General features: G+C 69.2%; 17 protein-coding genes and 1 tRNA gene. 9 read left to right on the top strand and 9 right to left on the bottom strand.

From position 1 onward, the window contains the following. Nucleotides 1–149: 149 nt before the first annotated feature. From ABZT47_RS23705 to galU, 4 genes are all read right to left on the bottom strand, one after another. Nucleotides 150–632: a MogA/MoaB family molybdenum cofactor biosynthesis protein gene (locus ABZT47_RS23705; protein ID WP_354845873.1), complete on the bottom strand. Its 483-nt coding sequence runs from the start codon at nt 630–632 to the stop codon at nt 150–152. After that, nucleotides 629–1,099: a cyclic pyranopterin monophosphate synthase MoaC gene (gene moaC, locus ABZT47_RS23700; RefSeq protein ID WP_354845870.1), complete on the bottom strand. Its 471-nt coding sequence runs from the start codon at nt 1,097–1,099 to the stop codon at nt 629–631. Before moaC ends, ABZT47_RS23705 begins: the two co-directional genes overlap by 4 nt. Before the next feature lie 72 nt (nt 1,100–1,171). Further along, a complete protein-coding gene (glp, locus tag ABZT47_RS23695) occupies nt 1,172–2,380 on the bottom strand; it encodes a gephyrin-like molybdotransferase Glp (protein ID WP_354845867.1) in 1,209 nt (402 codons plus the stop codon). Nucleotides 2,381–2,402: 22 nt separating this feature from the next. After that, complete coding sequence (gene galU / locus ABZT47_RS23690; protein WP_354845864.1) at nt 2,403–3,329, bottom strand: UTP--glucose-1-phosphate uridylyltransferase GalU; 927 nt, start codon at nt 3,327–3,329, stop codon at nt 2,403–2,405. 24 nt (nt 3,330–3,353) lie between these two features. Between galU and ABZT47_RS23685 the strand changes: the two genes are divergently transcribed. Then, on the top strand, nt 3,354–3,914 hold the full coding sequence (locus ABZT47_RS23685) for a 5-formyltetrahydrofolate cyclo-ligase (protein ID WP_354845862.1): 561 nt from the start codon (nt 3,354–3,356) through the stop codon (nt 3,912–3,914). Nucleotides 3,915–3,977: 63 nt separating this feature from the next. On the opposite strand, the gene ABZT47_RS23680 is transcribed toward ABZT47_RS23685, so the two are convergent. Further along, on the bottom strand, nt 3,978–5,108 hold the full coding sequence (locus ABZT47_RS23680; RefSeq protein WP_354845860.1) for an LCP family protein: 1,131 nt from the start codon (nt 5,106–5,108) through the stop codon (nt 3,978–3,980). 127 nt (nt 5,109–5,235) lie between these two features. On the opposite strand from ABZT47_RS23680, the gene ABZT47_RS23675 reads away from it, so the two are divergent. The 4 genes from ABZT47_RS23675 (at nt 5,236) to ABZT47_RS23660 (ending at nt 9,380) form a co-directional block, all read left to right on the top strand. Beyond that, nucleotides 5,236–6,738 carry a potassium/proton antiporter gene (locus ABZT47_RS23675; protein WP_354845857.1) on the top strand — a complete coding sequence of 501 codons (1,503 nt, stop codon included), beginning with the start codon at nt 5,236–5,238 and terminating at the stop codon, nt 6,736–6,738. Between the two features lie 317 nt (nt 6,739–7,055). Then, nucleotides 7,056–7,400 (top strand): FmdB family zinc ribbon protein, encoded by a 345-nt coding sequence (locus ABZT47_RS23670; protein WP_354845854.1) that lies wholly within the window; start codon nt 7,056–7,058, stop codon nt 7,398–7,400. Nucleotides 7,401–7,600: 200 nt separating this feature from the next. Beyond that, nucleotides 7,601–8,407 (top strand): S-methyl-5'-thioadenosine phosphorylase, encoded by an 807-nt coding sequence (locus ABZT47_RS23665; protein ID WP_354845851.1) that lies wholly within the window; start codon nt 7,601–7,603, stop codon nt 8,405–8,407. Between the two features lie 253 nt (nt 8,408–8,660). Then, nucleotides 8,661–9,380 (top strand): RcpC/CpaB family pilus assembly protein, encoded by a 720-nt coding sequence (locus ABZT47_RS23660; protein ID WP_354845849.1) that lies wholly within the window; start codon nt 8,661–8,663, stop codon nt 9,378–9,380. A 238-nt stretch (nt 9,381–9,618) separates the two neighbouring features. Here the strand turns inward: ABZT47_RS23660 and ABZT47_RS23655 are convergent, their stop codons facing one another. Beyond that, nucleotides 9,619–10,659 carry a D-alanyl-D-alanine carboxypeptidase family protein gene (locus tag ABZT47_RS23655; RefSeq protein WP_354845846.1) on the bottom strand — a complete coding sequence of 347 codons (1,041 nt, stop codon included), beginning with the start codon at nt 10,657–10,659 and terminating at the stop codon, nt 9,619–9,621. Between the two features lie 1,794 nt (nt 10,660–12,453). Between ABZT47_RS23655 and ABZT47_RS23650 the strand changes: the two genes are divergently transcribed. Next, a tRNA-Arg gene (locus ABZT47_RS23650) sits at nt 12,454–12,526 on the top strand. Between the two features lie 205 nt (nt 12,527–12,731). Here ABZT47_RS23650 and ABZT47_RS23645 read toward each other — a convergent pair. Together ABZT47_RS23645 and ABZT47_RS23640 are read right to left on the bottom strand one after the other, a co-directional pair. Continuing rightward, complete coding sequence (locus ABZT47_RS23645) at nt 12,732–13,292, bottom strand: tyrosine-type recombinase/integrase (protein ID WP_354845843.1); 561 nt, start codon at nt 13,290–13,292, stop codon at nt 12,732–12,734. Nucleotides 13,293–13,580: 288 nt separating this feature from the next. Then, entirely contained in the window at nt 13,581–14,411 is an 831-nt protein-coding gene (locus ABZT47_RS23640) for an alpha/beta hydrolase (RefSeq protein ID WP_354845840.1), read from the bottom strand. Between the two features lie 240 nt (nt 14,412–14,651). Here ABZT47_RS23640 and ABZT47_RS23635 point away from each other — a divergent pair, with 240 nt between their 5' ends. Next, nucleotides 14,652–15,626: a sigma-70 family RNA polymerase sigma factor gene (locus ABZT47_RS23635; protein WP_354845837.1), complete on the top strand. Its 975-nt coding sequence runs from the start codon at nt 14,652–14,654 to the stop codon at nt 15,624–15,626. Here ABZT47_RS23635 and ABZT47_RS23630 read toward each other — a convergent pair. Further along, the gene (locus ABZT47_RS23630; RefSeq protein ID WP_354845835.1) at nt 15,540–15,974 is read right to left on the bottom strand and encodes an STAS domain-containing protein; all 435 of its coding nucleotides are present in this window, start codon (nt 15,972–15,974) and stop codon (nt 15,540–15,542) included. The two genes, ABZT47_RS23635 and ABZT47_RS23630, sit on opposite strands and share 87 nt — an antisense overlap. Before the next feature lie 757 nt (nt 15,975–16,731). On the opposite strand from ABZT47_RS23630, the gene ABZT47_RS23625 reads away from it, so the two are divergent. Both ABZT47_RS23625 and ABZT47_RS23620 read left to right on the top strand, forming a co-directional pair. Continuing rightward, the gene (locus ABZT47_RS23625; protein WP_354845832.1) at nt 16,732–16,977 is read left to right on the top strand and encodes a hypothetical protein; all 246 of its coding nucleotides are present in this window, start codon (nt 16,732–16,734) and stop codon (nt 16,975–16,977) included. Between the two features lie 27 nt (nt 16,978–17,004). Continuing rightward, on the top strand, nt 17,005–17,574 hold the full coding sequence (locus ABZT47_RS23620) for a hypothetical protein (RefSeq protein ID WP_354845829.1): 570 nt from the start codon (nt 17,005–17,007) through the stop codon (nt 17,572–17,574). The last annotated feature ends 642 nt before the right edge of the window (nt 17,575–18,216 follow it).

The raw sequence follows: 18,216 nt of genomic DNA, 5'->3' as shown, positions 1-18,216 counted from the left end.
CCCCTGTCCGACCCTGAATCCGCCATGGCGGCCGCCCGCCCCTCTCTTGACACCGCATGTCGATCAGGTAATCCGCGCGTCCACCGTCCCGGGCTGCGGGCGAGACCGGCCGCCGCCCCGTGCCTGTTCGCACATGCGCGGTCCCGGGGTTACGACGGGCGGGGGTGGTCGCCGCCTCTGATCTGGTCGACGGCGTGCCGGAGGATGGGGGCGAGGATCGCCATGCCGTCGCGTACGCCGCCGGACGACCCCGGGAGGTTGACGATCAGGGTGTTGCCCGCCTGTCCGGCCAGCCCGCGCGACAGGATCGAGGTGGGCACCTTCTCCCGGTTGACCTGGCGCACCGCCTCGGCGATGCCGGGTACCTCCCGTTCGATGACCCGCCGCGTCATCTCGGGGGTGAGGTCCTGCGGGGTGAGGCCGGTCCCCCCGGTGGTGACGATCACGTCGTACCCTGCGCGGACCCCCTCGCGCAGCGCCGCCTCGACGGGCTCGCCGTCCGGGACGACCCGCGGGCCGTCCACCTGATCGCATCCGGCCTCGACGAGCAGCTCGGCCAGCAGTCGTCCCGACTCGTCGGGATACACGCCCGCGGCGGCCCGGTTGGAGGCCGTCACGACGAGCGCTCTCACGGCCGCGTCCAGACACCGGTCTTGCCGCCGGTCTTCTCCTCCACCCGCACATCGGTGATCACCGCCGCGGGGTCCACCGCCTTGATCATGTCGATCATCGCCAGGCCGGCCACCGAGACGGCGGTGAGCGCCTCCATCTCGACTCCGGTGCGGTCGGCGGTCTTCACCCTCGCGGTGATCTCGACGCCGGAGTCGACCACTACGATCTCCACCTTGACGCCGTGCAGGGCGATCGGATGGCACAACGGGATCAGGTCCGGGGTGCGCTTGGCGCCCTGGATGCCCGCGATGCGCGCCACGCCGATGGCGTCTCCCTTGGGCACCTCTCCCGATCGCAGGATGCGCACGGCCTCCGGCGACAGCAGCACCCGGCCGGTGGCGCACGCCGTCCGGACACCGACCTCCTTCGCGGACACGTCCACCATGCGCGCCGCGCCCGACTCGTCGATGTGCGTCAGTTCACTCATAGCGCGATCACCTCACTCGCGGCGGTCAGGTCGTTCACAGCGGGATCACCTCGCCCGCGGCGGTCAGGTCGTTCACAGCGGGATCACCTCCACATCGGCTCCCTCCGGCAGTTCGGTGACGTCCTCGGGGACGACGATCAGTGCGTTCGCCCCGGCGAGCGCGGCGAGCTGGTGGGAACCCTGCCCGTGGACCGGCGTCACCGACGCGACGCCGTCCCGCCTGGTCAGGACGCCGCGCAGGAACGAGCGCCGGCCGGCCGGTGAGCGCAGCGCCGCGGCGGTCGTCGCGGCGACGGTGACCGGAGGGCCGGCGGGCAGGCCGCGCATCCGGGCCAGCGCCGGCTTCACGAACAGCATGAACGACACGTAGGACGACACCGGATTGCCGGGCAGCGTGAAGATCGGCACCTGCCGGTCGCCCAGCAGCCCGAAGCCCTGCGGCATCCCCGGCTGCATGGCGACCTTCTCGAACCGGACGGTGCCCAGCGGCGACAGCGCCTCCTTGACCGGCTCGTAGGCGCCCATGGAGATGCCGCCGCTGGTGATCACGGCGTCGGCCTCGCCGAGCAGGGCGTCGAGGGTCGCCGAGAACGCCGCGGGATCGTCGCCGACCGCGCCGCGCCGGGACGCCTCGCCGCCCGCCTGCCGGACGGCCGCGACGAGGGTGAAGCTGTTGGACTCCCAGATCTGCCCGTGCCCGAGCGGCGTCCCCGGCTCGACCAGCTCGGCGCCGGTGGACAGCACCACCACGCGGGGACGCGGATGGGCGAGCACCGTGCGCCGTCCCACTCCGGCGAGGATGCCGAGCTGGGTCGGCCCGATGACCGTGCCCGCGGGCAGCACGACGTCGCCCGCCCGCACGTCCTCCCCGGACCTGCGGATCGCGTTGCCCGGCGGCGGCGTGCGGCGGATCGCGACCTTCACCGTGCCGCCGTCGGTCCACTCGACCGGCACCACCGCGTCGGCGCCCTCGGGCACCGGCGCGCCGGTCATGATGCGCGTGACGAACCCGCGCTCGACCGCGCGCCGCGCGGTGTCCCCCGCGGCCACGTCCAGCGTCACGGGCAGCACCACGGGCCCGTCCTCGCCGGCCCCCGCGACGTCCTCGGCCCGGACGGCGTACCCGTCCATGGCCGAGTTGTCGAACGGCGGCAGCGCGAGGGGCGAGGCGACGTCCTCGGCCAGGGTGGCGCCGAGCGCCGAGTCCAGATCGACCTGAACGGGGTCGAGCGGGCGCACGGCGCCGAGGATCTCGGCCAGATGGGCGTCAACCGTCTTCATCGCATCCACCCGGAGTGAAGCCTCACTCGGAGGCGTCGGTCAGGGACTCGGGGGCGTCGTTGAGGAACTCGCGCAGCCAGGACATGAACTCGGGCGCGAGGTCGGGGCGCTCGGCGGCGAACTGCACGACGGTGCGCAGGTAGTCCAGCTTGTTGCCCGTGTCGTAGCGGCGCCCGCGGAACAGCACGCCGTGGACGGGGCCGCCCTCCTCGGTGGAACGGCCGGCGAGCTCCAGCAGCGCGTCGGTGAGCTGGATCTCCCCGCCGCGTCCCGGCGCGGTGTTCTCCAGCACCTCGAAGACGGCGGGGTCGATCACGTAGCGTCCGATGACGGCCCAGTTGGACGGCGCCTCGTCCGCCGGCGGCTTCTCCACCAGCCCGGTGACGCGGACGACGTCGTCCTCCGAGGTGGGGGCGATCTCGGCGCAGCCGTACAGGGAGACCTGCTCGCGGGGCACCTCCATCAGTGCCACCACGCTGCCGCCGTAGGTGTTGCGCACCTCGATCATGCGCTTGAGCAGGTGGTCACGGTGGTCGATCAGGTCGTCGCCGAGGAGACAGGCGAACGGGTGGCCCCCGACGTGCTGCTTGGCGCACAGCACCGCGTGGCCGAGCCCCTTCGGCTCGCCCTGGCGCACGTAGTGGAACGTCGCGATCTCGACGGGCTCGAGGACCTGGTTCAGGCGCTCGGAGTCGCCCTTGGCGGCGAGCACCTCCTCGAGCTCGTACGCTCGGTCGAAGTGGTCCTCGATGGAGCGCTTGTTCCGGCCTGTCACCATGAGGAGGTCGAGGAGCCCGGCGGACACCGCCTCTTCGACGACATACTGGATGGCCGGCTTGTCGACGATCGGCAGCATCTCTTTCGGGGTCGCCTTGGTCGCCGGGAGGAATCGCGTGCCCAGACCGGCGGCGGGGATGACAACTTTCGTCACTGGATCGAAGTCAGCCATGAATGCACCTTAATGGAGGGCCGTGTGGACAAAGCGGAGCTGCGCCGGAGGATCGTCGCCGCACGTGCAGGGCTGTCCGATCCGCGCGGCCCGGCCACCGCGATCAGGGAAACGCTACTCGACCGACCCTGGGTTCAGATGGCCGGGCTGGTCGCCTGTTATTGGTCCGCGGGCACGGAACCGGCCACGCACGGCCTCATCTTCGCCCTGTGGAAACACGGCACGACGGTCATCCTGCCCGTCCTCCTGCCCGACGATGACCTCGACTGGGCGGTCTACGACGGCCCCGACTCGCTGGCGCCCGGGCCGCGCGGCCTGATGGAACCGGTGGACACCCGGCGCGGCGTGGACGCCATCCGCACGGCCGGGCTGGTGATCGTGCCCGCCCTGGCGGTCGACGCCACCACCGGCGTCCGGCTCGGGCGCGGCGGCGGTTCCTACGACCGCGCGCTGGCGCGGGTCGGCCCGAACGTGCCGACGGTCGCGCTGCTGCACGAGGGGGAGCTGATCGACGGCGTGCCGGCCGAGCCGCACGACCTTCCCGTCTCGATGGCCGCCCTCCCGTCCGGCATCGTCACCTTCTGAGCCCTCTGAGCCCTCTGAGCCCTCTGAGCCCTCTGAGCCCTCTGGCCCCTCTGTCTTGGGGGCTCAGGGAAGGATCTGCAGGTCGTTGAGGCCGCCGTTCTCGCCGAAGTACTCCTCCAAATCGTCGTTCCTGACCGCGTCGAAGAACCGCCGTCCCGCCTTCCTGTCCAGGCGGACGATGCTGGCGCCCTTGACCATGGCGGTGCCGAGCGTCGGCACGGTGGCGGAGTCGACGGTGTCCGGCCGGATGTCGCGCAGTTCCAGCGCGAGGTCGCGCAGCGTGCTGAGCGTCACGGCCGAGTCGACGCTGACCGCGCGCGTGAGCGCCTCCAGGAAGTCGTTCAGCTTGAGCGGGTCGGTCAGCATGTCCCGGCTTATGATCTTGTGTCCGAGGGCTCCGACGAACGCCTGCTGGCGCTTGATCCGGTCGAAGTCGCCGCCCGGCAGGTTGTACCGCTGACGGACGAACAGCAGCGCCTTCTCGCCCTCCAGGTGCACCAGGCCCTGCGGCCAGGTGACCTTGTTCGCCGGGTCGTACACCTTGCGCGCGACGTAGACGTCGACACCGCCGATGACCTGCGTCATCGCAACGAACCCCTTGAAGTCCAGGGCCGCGAAATGGTCGATGCGGACCTTGGTCAGGTCCTCGACGGTCTTGATCAGCAGCTTCGGGCCCCCGAAGGCGTACGCGGCGTTGATCTTGTTGTTTCCCCGGCCGGGGATACGGACATAAGAGTCGCGGGGGATGCCGATGAGAGTGAGCCGCTTCCGGTCCGCGGGCACGTGAACGATCATGATGGTGTCGGCCCGCTGGCTGCCCGACTCGCCCGGCCGCTTGTCCGACCCGATGAGCAACCAGTTCTGCGCGTCCCCCACGGCCTTGGCCGGTCGGCCCGCGTCCTCGGGGAACGCTCCAGGGATACGCTGGATGTTGCCGTTGAGCGTGATCTGACGTTCCATCACCAACGCGAACGCCGCCGCGACCACCATGGCCAGAACCAGCCCGGTCGCGATCGTCAGCCGGCGTAACAACCGCCGCTTCCTGCGCGGCTTGACGGTCCCGGGTGGCTGCGGCGGCTCGGACGTTCGGGACGCATCGGACATATCGGGTTCCTTCACGGGGACGACCTCGTCGCCGTCGACGAAATGGTCCTTCCTCGCGCTCTCCAGGACCGGGGAAGTGTCGTCGGCCAATTTCGTCCCCTGCAAACCCGTTGTTCCTCTTCGTCTGTGTCGCGAGTGACGGTAGCCCATAGCTGTTGCTCGTGGTAGTGGCCTATACGAATACGACACAATGGACGCAAACGCGGGAGGGGGGCCGGTGAATCTTGATCTCTGGCTGCTCCTCGCGTCCATCGTCGTGATCGCCGCCATCGCCTCCGTGCGCGTCGCCCACCGCACCGGACTGCCCAGCCTCCTGATCTACCTCGCCATCGGACTCCTCCTCGGCGAAGCCGGCCTGGGCCTGCAGTTCGAGAACGCGAAGGTCGCCCAGCAGATCGGCCTGGCGGCGCTGGCGGTGATCCTCGCCGAAGGCGGCCTGACCACAAGCTGGGAGCACGTACGCCGGGCCGTCCCTTCCGCGGTGGTACTCGCCACGGTCGGCGTCGCGGTGAGCATCGTCGCGCTGGCCGCGGCGGTGCACTGGCTGATCGGCATGGACTGGCGCACCGCCCTGCTCCTTGGAGCGGTCCTCGCCTCGACCGACGCGGCCGCCGTGTTCTCCGTCCTGCGCCGCCTGCCCCTTCCCGAACGCCTCTCGGGCATCCTGGAGGCCGAGTCGGGGTTCAACGACGCGCCGACCGTCATCGTCGTCGTCATGCTCAGCCAGATCAGCACACCGATGCCGAGCGTGGGGCACGTCGTGCTGGACGCGATGTTCGAGCTGGCCATCGGAAGCGCCGTCGGCCTCGCGGTCGGGCCGCTCGGCGGCTACGCCCTGCGGCGGGTCGCCCTGCCCGCCTCCGGCCTGTACCCCATCGCCGTGCTCGCCCTCGCCTTCGTCGCCTACAGCGGCGCGACGCTGCTGCACGGCAGCGGTTTCCTCGCCGTCTACCTGGCCACACTGGTACTGGGCAACATGCGCCTGCCCCACCGTGTGCCGACCCGGGGCTTCGCCGAAGGAGCCGCGTGGCTCGCCCAGATCGGCCTTTTCGTCATGCTCGGCGTCCTCGCCAGCCCGTTCGAACTCCCGCAGATGGTCGTGCCCGGACTGATCATCGGGCTGGTGCTGCTGCTGTTCGCGCGCCCGCTGTCGGTGGTCGTCTCCGCCCTGGCCGTACGCGTGACCCGCACCGACCGGCTGTCCTGGCGGGAGCAGGCGTTCCTGTCATGGGCCGGACTGCGCGGCGCGGTGCCCATCGTGCTCGCCACCATCCCCTGGGCCGCCGGCATCACCGGGGCCAAGGGAGTGTTCAACGAGGTCTTCGTCATCGTCATCGTGTTCACCATGGTGCAGGGACCGACACTGCCGTTCCTCGCCCGCGTCCTGCAGGTCAGCGCCCCGGCCGAGGCACGCGACCTCGGGGTCGAAGCGGCGCCGCTGGAGGAGCTCAACGCCGACCTGCTGCAGGTCAGCATCCCTCCGGGGTCCGGGCTGCACGGCGTCGAGATCTTCGAGCTCCGCCTGCCGTCGGACGCCGCCGTCACCATGGTCGTACGCGAGGGCCGCTCGTTCGTCCCCGAGGGCACCACGCGGCTGCGAGCCGAGGACCAGTTGCTCGTCGTCACCACGGCCGCCTGCCGCAAGGTCGTCGAACGCCGGCTGCGCGCCGTCAGCCGCCGCGGCAAACTCGCCGGCTGGTACGGCGAACGCGGCGAATGACCCCTTCACCCTGCTTCACCCCGCGCCAACCCCGCACGACAGTCCCGCCGGCTTCGGAGACCGGCCTCCCAAGAGAACTCCGTACCCCGACCCCCGACGCGGTCCGCGACTCGTTCGGGTCATGGGGCTCATCGGTCCTCAGAACGGCCGGGGACCCCCGCGACGTCCACCCCACCCGACCCCCGCGGTGAGCCTCACGACAGGGATTAGAACCCGTCCGGGTGGCGTTTAGCCTAATCGGCTGCGTACCATTAGCAGTCGCAGCGGTAGAGTGCCAATCTGCGTTGAGCCACACTGAGCCATATGAGGAGGAGCGCGTGCCCACCTACCAGTACGCCTGTACCGCTTGCGGTGAAGGGCTCGAGGTCGTCCAGCGTTTCACCGATGACCCGCTGACCACCTGCCCGAACTGCCAGGGTCAGCTGCGCAAGGTGTTCTCGGCCGTCGGCATCGTGTTCAAGGGTTCGGGCTTCTACCGGACGGACAACCGCTCCTCCGGTTCCTCGACCTCCTCCACGACGTCCACCGGCTCCAGCTCCGGCGGTTCCTCGAGCTCCAACGGTTCGTCGGACTCCGGTGGCTCGTCGGACTCCGGCTCCAGCACGCCGGCGAAGAAGGAGCCCGCCTCCGCCAGCGCCACCCCGAGCAGCTCCGCCGCCTGACGCCTCCCCGGGTTGTACGGCCGTCCCGCCGTACAACCCGATTCGCATCCTTCCGCCCCGGCGTCGGCCGGGTGTGATGACCAGCGCCGACCGCGTGTGCGTTGACGGTCGTCCACAAGCTGAGCGGCGGCACCGACGGTTGTCCACAGCCTTGCCCTCCGCCCTCACCGCCCCACGTCCGTGCCGCTAATCTCGAGCCCATGGTCATGACAGCTGACATCGGGGTCATCGGCGGTTCCGGGTTCTACTCCCTCCTCGACGACGCCGAGGAGATCGAGATCACCACGCCCTACGGGGCTCCCAGCGACATCATCACGGTCGGCCGCATCGGCGAGCGCACGGTGGCGTTCGTGCCCCGTCACGGCCGAGATCACCGGTTCCCGCCCCACCGCATCCCCTACCAGGCGAACCTCTGGGCGCTGCGTTCTCTCGGCGTGCGTCAGGTCGTCGCCCCGAGCGCGGTCGGCTCCCTGCGCGCCGAGTACGGGCCGGGCACGCTGGTGATCCCCGACCAGCTGGTCGACCGCACCTCCGGCCGGGCGCAGACCTACTATGACGCCGGTGGCGCGGTGCACGTCCCGTTCGCCGATCCTTACTGCCCGGTCGGCAGGGCCCTCGCCTACTCCCGGGCCGAGGCCGAGGGGTGGAACGCCGTGGACGGCGGCACCCTGGTCATCATCGAGGGTCCCCGCTTCTCCACCCGAGCCGAGTCACGCTGGTTCACCTCCAACGGCTGGTCGATCGTCGGCATGACCGGCCACCCCGAGGCGGTCCTCGCCCGCGAGCTGGCCCTCTGCTACACCTCGCTGTCGCTCGTCACCGACCACGACGCCGGCGTGGACACCGGCGAGGGCGTGACGCAGGAGGAGGTCTTCGCCTTCTTCGCCGCCAACAGCGAGCGCATGCGCACCCTCGTCGGCTCGGTCGTCGCCGAACTCCCCCTTGACCGCGCCTGCCCCTGCGGCGACGCCCTGAACGGCATCAAGCTCCCCTTCGAACTCCCCTGACCACCGTCCTCCAGCACTCTCCGCCCCACCTCCCCCTGATCCATCAGCTCACCCCGCATCCGCGAGCCGTACCGCGTTGCGACCGACCTCATGGCCGACGGTCGCGACGCGGGCGCGCGGGCGCATAGCTGACGGTCGCGGCAAGAGCCGCGCGTACGCGGCCATCCCGGACCGCGACTCTCGCCCGGGGTGCGACCCACGGGCCGACAGCTTGTGGCCGGGCACTCTCACCCCTCGACAGGAGCCAGGCATCATGCAGGCCGCCATACCCATGCGCGTCATCCGGATGCTCAGCCGGCGACGGCGGCTCGTGGCCGTCGCACTCGCCGCACTGGGCACCGCGTGCGTCGGCCTGGCCGTCCGCCCGGCTCCCTCCGTCGCGGTGCTGGCCGCCGCGCACGACCTCGGGGGTGGAGCGCTGGCCGTGTCCGACCTGACCGTCGTTCACCTGCCCGAGGAGGCCGTCCCCGACGGCGCCCTCCGCCCGGGAGCCCGGGTGGCCGGACGCGTTCTCACCGCCCCTGCCCGGCGCGGCGAGCCGATCACCGACCTGCGCCTGCTCGGTCCGGCCCTCATCGACGCCTACGGCCCTGGCCTGCTCGCCACCCCGGTGCGCGTCACGGACGCCGCCTCTGCCCGGCTGCTCCGGCCCGGTGACGTCATCGACGTCATCTCCTCATCATCCGCCTGGGACGACCTCGCCCCGCCTCCTGCGGCCGACCCGGCCACAGGCGCATCTACGGACCACGGCGACGCGCCGAGTGTCACACCTGCCCGCACCTCTACGGCGGCGCAGGCCGTCACCGTCATCGCCGTACCCAGCGGGCCTCGCTGGAGCGGCACTTCCACCGGCGACATGGCCGAGACCGGCGCCCTGGTCGTCCTGGCCACCACACCGGGCCAGGCCGCGCGCTTGGCCCAGGCCGGCACGGGCTCCCGCCTCTCGATCACCATCCACGGCCACACCCATTAACGGCCCACCGCACCCACACCCCCTACGTCCACCGGTCAGCGAGCGCGCCACACTGAGCCCACGAACCCGGCATCGCGAAACCCCGAGCTGAGCCACAGACGGTTGACCGAACGGGCACGACTTCGGCAAGAGACGAGAAGGGGTCCGCACTGCCTCTGAAGGTGGACGTCGAGGCACCCACGGGCGTCGTCCGCCGCCGATCCGTCCCGGCCAGGACGTCCATCAGACCGAGCCAGTCCTACAACAACGACCCCAGCTTCGGGTCGTACTCCCAGTGCCAAGGCTCGAACGGACTGTGGTAGGCCCAGTCGGGATGGATCCAGCCGAACCGCTTGCCGTTCGACTCGAGCCAGTTGAACTGCACCGAACGGAAGGTCTGGACGCCGCCGCACAGGTCCACCGCCAGGCCGAGCCCGTGGTTGCTGCGCCCCGGCACCGCGGCGAACCCCGGCCGCCGATAGAAGATCGACTGCTGTTGCGCCAGGTTGCGGTAGCTGTCGGTCACGCAGATCGGCGTACCGAACTGCTTGCGGTAGGCCTCGCTGAGCGCGACGAACGCGATCGCCGCGTCGGCCCGCAACTCACGCCCACGCTGCTGGAGCGGGCACAGCACGTCCGCCGGCAACAGCCCGTTCGGATACTGCGCCGCCGAACTCACCCGGGTCGGGTCACAGGCCGCGCCCGAGCGGCCGCCCTGGTTGACGCGCACGCCGAGCTTCACCAGCGTCTGCGACAGCGACTTCACAACGGTCGCGGACCGCTTTCTCAACGTGTCGATCTCCACGCTGAGCTGGGCCTCCACCAGCAGTTTGGTCGCCCGCAGATCCTGCGCCTCGCCGGCCAGTCTCTGCTGTTGCTGGTACAGCCGCCCGGCGTCCGCGAGTATCTCGTCCCGCCCGGACACCAGGTATGTCATGTCGCTCAGCGCCCGCAGGCTCGCGTCGTCGCTGCCGTTGAGGAACGGGGCCATGTCACCGCCCGAAGGCTCCTGGTACAGCGACTGCACCAGGTCCGACAGCGGCTGTCGCATCTTGCCGAGCTGGAGATTCGCCGTGCGCAACTGCTCCAGCTTGCCCTTGAGCTCTTTGTCGGCCTTCGCCAGCGTCGTCTGGCGCTGCTCCAGCGCCTTGGTGGCGTCCGCGAGCGCTTGGGACGACTTTTCGGCCTCACGCCGCAGCTCTGTCAGGTTGGTCGGATCGGGTTTCCGGTCAGCCGTCTCGTGCGTGGCCGATCGCGCGTGCGCCATACCGGGCGACGTCATACTGATCATGGAAATCATCGCCATAAGGACCGCGACCAGGCCCGCCGATCGAGGAGATGGCACGTTAAGACCCCTCCATTTGCGAACTTGTGACCTGCGCCCGCACGCACGTTACTACAGCGGACTGAGTGTCCGGGCCGGAGTCGCAAGAGCCGTTATGTACGGATCACGCCTTTTATGCCATCACCACCCGCCGCCCCACACACCGACACCCGTGGCTTCGAGCCCTCCCGTCACCCCTTGCACCCTCCCGTCACCACATCACCCGTAGCCCCGCCCCCGAGACGTCGACCCGGCCCCTGTCCACGGCGACGTCACCTCCCCCATCACCGACCGGCCCAGCACCACTCCCCGACCGCCCCTCACCAGCGAATCCACCGACCTCGCGGATCTCGTCACCCACGTCCTCCCGTCACCTCACCTCCTCCCATCACCCTCGAATCGTCGGGCCCAAGGTCCTCCGATCACCACCAGCGCCCCTGCGGCCTCCGGCCACGCCCGCCCCATCACCACATAGGCTGCGCCATCCCGGCCTCGCCGCCTCACCGCACAGGTCACCACGGCCTCCGGCCCCGCCGTCCTTCCATCACCGCACGGCAGCGCCTGTCACACCCCTGCCTCCGCCTCCCACTGATCCCCGACCTCATCCGTCCTCCCGAAGACGGTCCTCCCAGAGATCGTCCTCCCGGGGACCATCCCCCGTGGCGCTTCGCAGGGTTCTTCGCCCTTCGCATCCGCCTTCACGGCGTCACCCTCTCCGCTCCCAGCCGCCGAGGGGTGCTCGCCCCTCCATACCTCCAGCGCCCGTGCACTCCTCCCTGCCTGCGCGCCCCTCCCTGCCTCCGGCCCGCGCCCTACCATCCGCGCATTCACGCCGCTTCCACCGCTCCCGCCGCCTTCGCCCCTCCGCACGTCCGAGGCGCGCCCTCCCGTGCGCCCCTCCGAACGCCGCCAGTCCATCTGCGCATCTGAGGCGCGCCTTCGCCCGCGCCCCGCTGCGCCGCACCCTGCGACCACCCCGTCCGAGGAGCGCACCCCCGCAGGTTGCCTCGGCACCTGCGGGCCATCCAACGCCTGACGCGCCCGCCCTTCTGACAGATGCCGCAGCCGTCCGCCCTCCCACACCCGCGAAGAGCGCCCACCGTCCCCAGGCTGCCGACCACCGGTCGCAGCCCTCACATTCATCTCCGGCCGCGTCCCCAGCAGGACCGCCCGGCCATCCCTCTCTCCTGTACGCCGCGGATCGCCCCCTCCTGATTGACGGCCCCCGCGCCCAGCGCCACCACACCAACCAGCGCGCCCATTCACCGCCTGCCACACCACAGGACGCTGCCGTCCACCCCGCGTACACGCAGACTCTTGGCCTTCACTCTTCCCGCGCATGAGCGGCGGCGGTACGGCACCCTCGTATACGAACTCAGCGTGCGGTGGCGCGGGCACCGGCGTGACGAAGTACGTGCCGGGAGCCTCCCGCAACCGCTCTGCAGCCCTGACCTTCACCGAATGCCGGGTCCCGCCCCGCGCCTGCTGCTCGTACCCCGTCAACTCCGCCACGAGAAGTCCCACCGCGAGCATCGCCGGCGCCAACATGGCGAAAACGAGCACGCCAGGCCGAATCCCGTGGCCCCTCTTCAGACTCTTACGTCGTCGCCCAGTCACGTTCCGTGACGGTAGTCACAGACAGCTACGTCCCGTTGGCGGCATGTCAGCCCTTTACCTCCGCACATCGCATACATGAGAGACCACCCGCAAAGCCGAGCCCCGCCACGGCCCACACGGTGCTCGCCTTTCGGTACGCTTACACCAGATCCCGCCTCCGTAGCTCAGGGGATAGAGCACCGCTCTCCTAAAGCGGGTGCCGCAGGTTCGAATCCTGCCGGGGGCACTCACCTGACCAGTCATTACGTCCCCATCAGGGCATTCCTTGATCGACGCTAATTGATCTCAAGCAGCCATGGGCCGCTATATGCAGCCGTAGGTCAATGATCGCGAACCATGCGCGAACCAGTCCCGACAACGTTTCCGCAGGTCACCCTCGAAACGCAAAAGGCCCCGGGATGCCCCGGGGCCGTGGTGCGCAAAGTTGTGGACTATACGTCGAGTGCTTCAGAGATCTTGCCGTTGGCCCGCGCCTGCTGCCCCTCGATGCACTTGGCGTAGACGCGTAGCAGCACGTCAACGCTGTGGCCGGCCCGCTCGGCTACCTCGGTAGCTGGTACCCCGGCGTTCAGCCACAGCGAGACGGCGGCATGCCGCAGGTCGTACGGCCGAGCCGCCAGGGGTGAGGCCGCCTGCTCCGCCGTGAAGGCCACCCGACGGGCCTGCTGCCAGACACCCGAGTACGCCGATGAGGAGAACGGGCGCCCCTTCGCGGTGCGGAACAGACGACCGTCAGGAGCGACGCCGTAGCGGTCGATGTGCTCCCGCAGAATCATGACCAGGACGGGAGGGACGGGAACCAGGCGGGTTTCATCCTTGGCCCGGTGCTTGAGGCCCCGGGAGTTGTGGGTCTCCCCTGAGTTGGTCCATCTCTTGTTGGCCTGCGGCCGGGCCTTCTCGACCGTCAGCAAGCCCCAGCCCTGTTCGGGAAGGTCGCAGTTCTGGCGGCGCAGGCCCGCGGCTTCCTCGGGGCGAAGGGCCGCGTAGTACATGCAGGCGAACGTGCCGTGCAGCCGCCGACCCCGGGTCCGGCCGACCCAGGGACCGCCGCCAGCAGCGCACGGGCCTGTTCGGGATTGACGACGGTACGGGGGTAGACGGCGCCAGCGGTCTTGGGTGGAGTCCACTTCATCGCGTGCAGCGGGTGCCCTGCGGTACGGGTCGGCTTGCCACCGAATGACATGGCGACCTGGTCGGGGCCCTCTCTGACCAGGCTGTCCACGGCTACCCAATACGGCCCGACGGCCGATCCGAAAGGCCGCCGAGCAGGGCGAATTGGCTCAGCTCTCCTGGTCGAGGAAGGCGAGGGTGACTGCTGCGAAGAGCGGGGACAGGAAGATGTCGTAGTGCGTGAGACCGGGCAGGATCGCCAGTGCGTGTCCGCCCTTGGGCCGGGACTCACCCTGCCAGCCACCGTCGCGCAGGCCGCCGTCGAGGAGTTTGAAGACCTCGGCGTAGTGGCTCGGCGGTGCCATGTCGGCATCGGCGGCGACTACGAGCGTCGGCATCTGCAGGCCGCGCACTTCTTCGGTAAAGTCGAAGTCCTTCGCCAGAGCCTCGCCGATCTTGTCGAGCAGCTTCGGGAAGTCCTCGGGACGGGGTGCCACCCGCTGGTAGAGCTCGTACATCGGGGTGTCCTTCATGAATTCGGCGGCCGCCCCGCTCACCTGGACCTGCTGCTGGAGGATCTCCGGATAGATTGCGTCGCGGCTGATGTTCGCCGACGCCGTCACCAGGCGGCCCACCTTCTCCGGGTACTTGATCGCGACCTGGAGCGCCACCCCGCCGCCGAGGGAGTAGCCGACCACGTCCGGCTTCTGCAGGCCGAGGTGGTCGATGAGCGCGGCGATGTCATCGGCCATCAGCCGGATGTCGAGCGGTCGGTCGATGTCGGCGGTCCGGCCGTGCCCCTGTAGGTCGACAGCGACGACCTGGTGGTGGTCGGCCAGGGTGGGAAGGATCGGCTCGAACATCTCCCCCGATCCGAGGCCTCCGTGCAGCAGGATCATCGGGCGTCCCGCCCCGTGCGTCTCGTAGTACAGGTTGATTCCGTTTACCTCGGCGTACTGACCCGAGCCGGCGCTTTCAGCGGTCCATTCCGTGGCGGTCATGATTGCTCCTCGCGTGCTTCCCGTCGACTTGACGCCGATGTAGACCGGGCGGGCGCCGGAAATTCATCGCTGATGGCGGGGCGATTTTTTCCGGCATGCTCGTAAGCATCCACGTCGTGAGCACCCGCCGCGGTGCGGCCGCCGGCGGAGTGAGCGCCCTGACAGGCGTGATCGCCCCCGACCCAGTGCCGGGGTAGGGCACCCCCCGAAAAGTCGTAGTCGCCCGCTAGGTTCGTCAGGGTGAGCGATGTGACGACCAGTGCACCGATCGAGTCGCGGCTGGAGGCGTACCGGCCTGAGCTGACCGGCTACTGCTACCAGATGTTGGGGTCCGTCTTCGAGGCTGAAGACGCCGTGCAGGACACCTTGGTTCGCGCCTGGCGCGGTTTCGACCGGTTCGAAGGGCGCTCGGCGCTGCGGTCCTGGCTGTACCGGATCGCGACGAACGTCTGCCTGAATATGCTCGCCAGCGCTCAACTGCGTGCCCGTCCTATGGATCTCGGCCCGGCCGGGTCCGGCCGCGCTACCGACCCGGGCGAGCCGCGTCCCGACCAGATCTGGGTGGGCCCGGTACCGGACAGCCGGGTGCTGCCCGAGGCTGCTGATCCGGCGAACGTGGTCGCCCAACGCGAGTCGATCCGGCTGGCGTTCGTCGCCGCGCTGCAGCACCTGCCGCCGCGGCAGCGGGCCGTGCTGATCCTGCGGGAGGTGCTGGCCTGGTCAGCCCAGGAGGTGGCCGACCTGCTCGACACCTCGGTACCCAGCGTCAACAGCGCCCTCCAACGGGCCCGGGCCGCCATCGCCACTGCCGACACCGCCGACGTCCACGCGCCGTTGGACGCCGAGCAGAAGGCGCTGCTGACGCGTTATGTGAAAGCGCTTGAAGACTACGACCTTGAGGCGCTGACGACGCTGCTGCACGACGATGCGACGCTGTCGATGCCGCCGTTGCCGCTGTGGCTGCGCGGTCACGACGACATCGTCGCCTGGATGGCCGGTACGGGCAGCGGCTGCCGCGGCTCGCGCCTGGTGCCTGTGGTGGCCAACGGCATGCCGGCGTTCGGGCAGTACCGGTCCAGCCTCAGTGGCTCCGGCCACGACCCGTGGGCGCTGATCGTGCTGGAGATCTCAGCGGGGCGAATCACGGCGGTCAACAACTTCCTCGACACCATCCGCCTCTTCCCGCTGTTCGGACTGCCGGCCCGCCTGGAGTAACGCGTCGGTCAATCCAAGCAGGCGCACAAGCTCGACCAGGTTCGGGCCGGCGCCGGTGACCATCAGACTCCAGCCATGCCGCCGTGCGGTCAAGCGCAACCGGGCCAGCGCCTCGACCGTTACCACGTCGGGATGGGCCACGTCGACCACGTCACAGACCACGACACCGCCACCTCGGCCGCGCACCAGCTCGGCGAGGTCGGCGCACAGGACGGAGATGTCCGCACGCGTGACCGTCGCACCGATGGCGAAGGAGGTCGTGGAGGCCGCCATGTGGATAGGACCGCCGGCAGTGTGGAAACTCATCGCCTCAGCGCCGACAACTTCGGCACCGTCGGCCGGTTCCACCGGCGTGACCTTCCAAGTAGACACCGCGTATGTCAGCACCCGCTGCGACTACGTGCTAACTGGCAGCACGACCTCATCCGCCGTCGGATCCCCGAGCCCATTACCGTCTGGGAGGCGAAATAGAGCATCCGGTGGGATGAAGACGCCGCGCCGCTTCCGCCCCTCGGGTCTTGTGGCCTGTAGTACGGGTCGGCTTGCCATCGAATGACCCCGGTGACATTCGGCGTGAGTGGGACATGCACGGGATGATCTTGCATGTGGCGTGAGCTGCGCATGGCGTTCGCGCAGCTCACAGCATAAATGTCACCCATACGGCCACCGCACTCCTAGAGCGGGTGCCGCAGGTTCGAATCCTGCCGGGGGCACCGAGTTGACCAGGCAATACAGCTCCTGAGCTGGGCTTTCGTAACAGGCATACAGTTAGACCTACGCAGCCGAGCGCCACCCTAGGCAGACGTATGTCAGTGATCGCGAAATATACGCGAAATGATCTTGGCGGCGTTTGACCAGGTCAGCCCCAGAAACGCGAAAGGCTTCGGGGGTACCGGAGCCCTTTCAGAGTAGCTGTGGATCACTCGTTCAAAGCGTCAGCGATCTTCCCGTTCGCCTGGAGCCCCTGACCTGGCGTGAACGCCAACTCCCTAGCCTGCTGCCACACGCGGGAGATCGCCGAAGCCGCGAACAGGCCGCCCTTGCTCGTGCGGAACAGCGGGCCATCAGCAGCAGCCTGCTCACGAAGTTCACGAAGGCGAAAGCGGTGATCTTCAAGGATACGCGCAAGTACAACACCTACAGCAGCGGCACCTTCACCAAGTCCCGGGGCAAGAACGCCACTGTGAGTGGTGGAGTTGATCTGGGGGTGGTGAACGTCTCCGCGCAGTCCGGGTTCAACACTTCCTCGTCCATCAGCTGGACCGTCACCAAGAAGACCCGGTTGTGCGGCAACAGCCGAGAGGGCTGGGCCAACCCCAACGCACGTATCGCCGAAGCCCACAAGTACTGAGGAGTCCCCGTGTACGCCCTCACTCGCGTGATCCTGCTGACCGTCGTGGTCGCGGTCACACTGGCCGGTTGCGCGGGTGAGGGCCCCCGGCTCCTCGTCGGCGAGGATCCGGAGACGGGGGAGACGGCCAAGATCGGGGTGGTGCTGCCTGACATCGTGGCTGGACGGCCCTACTCGCTGGGTGGGTGGATCATGTGCCTGGACCGGCCGGGCACGGTGACCATCGAGAGGATCGATTTGTTACGGCCGAGCGGTGGCATCGTGCTGCAGACGTTCTCGTCCCGCCCCCAGGGCCCCGACATGGTCGGCAACGCGGAAGAGTCCTTGACAGCGATCGGTTTTCCCGCCCGCAACCCCGACGTGACCACCGCCTGCGAGCAGGACGGCCCGCTCACGGAACTCGGCCTCCAGTACGGGAAAAGCGGCGACGCCTCCGCACACGCCGAAGGCATCCGCCTCACCTACACCTCGGCGGGCCGGCAACGCACCGTCGACTTCGCCTTGGACGTCCGCCTGTGCGCGCCCGGTGACATGAGCACAAAGCAGTGCGCGGACATGTACGACGAAGTCGAGAAGCAACGCAAGTTGGAGGAATAGCCCGCCGGGCGGCACGCGACCGGATTCTCCCTGGGACACCTGCCACGCTGACTTTCCCGCTCCAGTTCCGGTCGGCCGCTCCCTGACCTGAGCCGGCTCCCGAATGGCCGAATCACTGCGGCTGTTGAGCAGAAGGCAGGTCGCAACGGGTACAGACAAATCGCCATCACGCCGGGTCCGTAACCATCACCGATGGCGCCGGATGCACCCAGCAGGCGCCGCGCGGAAAGCTTCATCGCAACTGATCTCGCATGGTGATCTGCCCGGTGGCGTGCCGCTCAGCGGTCACCACCGCGATACCGTGGACGTACCCCGGGTAAGGGTGCAACGTGGTGTCCAGCCACGCTTGACGGATCGCCCCCATCCCGGCTCCCAGCATGGCGCTGGCCTTGAAGACCTCCCGTAAACCTCTCTGGACACTCGAAGATCAGTTCGGCGATCTCATCTTGCTTGGACAACGTGCTGTCCGGCGGGTACTCGCAGCGCCTGATGGCGTCGCGCAGCACACTCGCCAGATATCAGAAGCTCAGATGAGAGGGCGGCGTCGGCGCGTTGATCGGGCCCGAAGTCCCGAGGCCACGCTCAGGCCAAGTCCGTTCGGGGGTCGGCCAAGATACGACGGAAACCGGCAACCAGTGATCT

The sequence above is a fragment of the Sphaerisporangium sp. NPDC005289 genome, from assembly GCF_040607455.1.
Classification (GTDB): domain Bacteria; phylum Actinomycetota; class Actinomycetes; order Streptosporangiales; family Streptosporangiaceae; genus Sphaerisporangium; species Sphaerisporangium rhizosphaerae.
The sequence above is the reverse complement of the archived record's forward strand: the minus strand, read 5'-3'. Positions and strand labels throughout refer to the sequence as shown.

What these genes read in the sequence shown, in the direction of transcription:
- moaC (WP_354845870.1), bottom strand. Translation starts at nt 1,099, where the DNA reads ATGAGTGAACTGACGCACATCGACGAGTCGGGCGCGGCGCGCATGGTG.
- glp (WP_354845867.1), bottom strand. Translation starts at nt 2,380, where the DNA reads ATGAAGACGGTTGACGCCCATCTGGCCGAGATCCTCGGCGCCGTGCGC.
- galU (WP_354845864.1), bottom strand. Translation starts at nt 3,329, where the DNA reads ATGGCTGACTTCGATCCAGTGACGAAAGTTGTCATCCCCGCCGCCGGT.
- ABZT47_RS23665 (WP_354845851.1), top strand. Translation starts at nt 7,601, where the DNA reads ATGGTCATGACAGCTGACATCGGGGTCATCGGCGGTTCCGGGTTCTAC.
- ABZT47_RS23660 (WP_354845849.1), top strand. Translation starts at nt 8,661, where the DNA reads ATGCAGGCCGCCATACCCATGCGCGTCATCCGGATGCTCAGCCGGCGA.
- ABZT47_RS23655 (WP_354845846.1), bottom strand. Translation starts at nt 10,659, where the DNA reads ATGATTTCCATGATCAGTATGACGTCGCCCGGTATGGCGCACGCGCGA.
- ABZT47_RS23645 (WP_354845843.1), bottom strand. Translation starts at nt 13,292, where the DNA reads ATGTACTACGCGGCCCTTCGCCCCGAGGAAGCCGCGGGCCTGCGCCGC.
- ABZT47_RS23640 (WP_354845840.1), bottom strand. Translation starts at nt 14,411, where the DNA reads ATGACCGCCACGGAATGGACCGCTGAAAGCGCCGGCTCGGGTCAGTAC.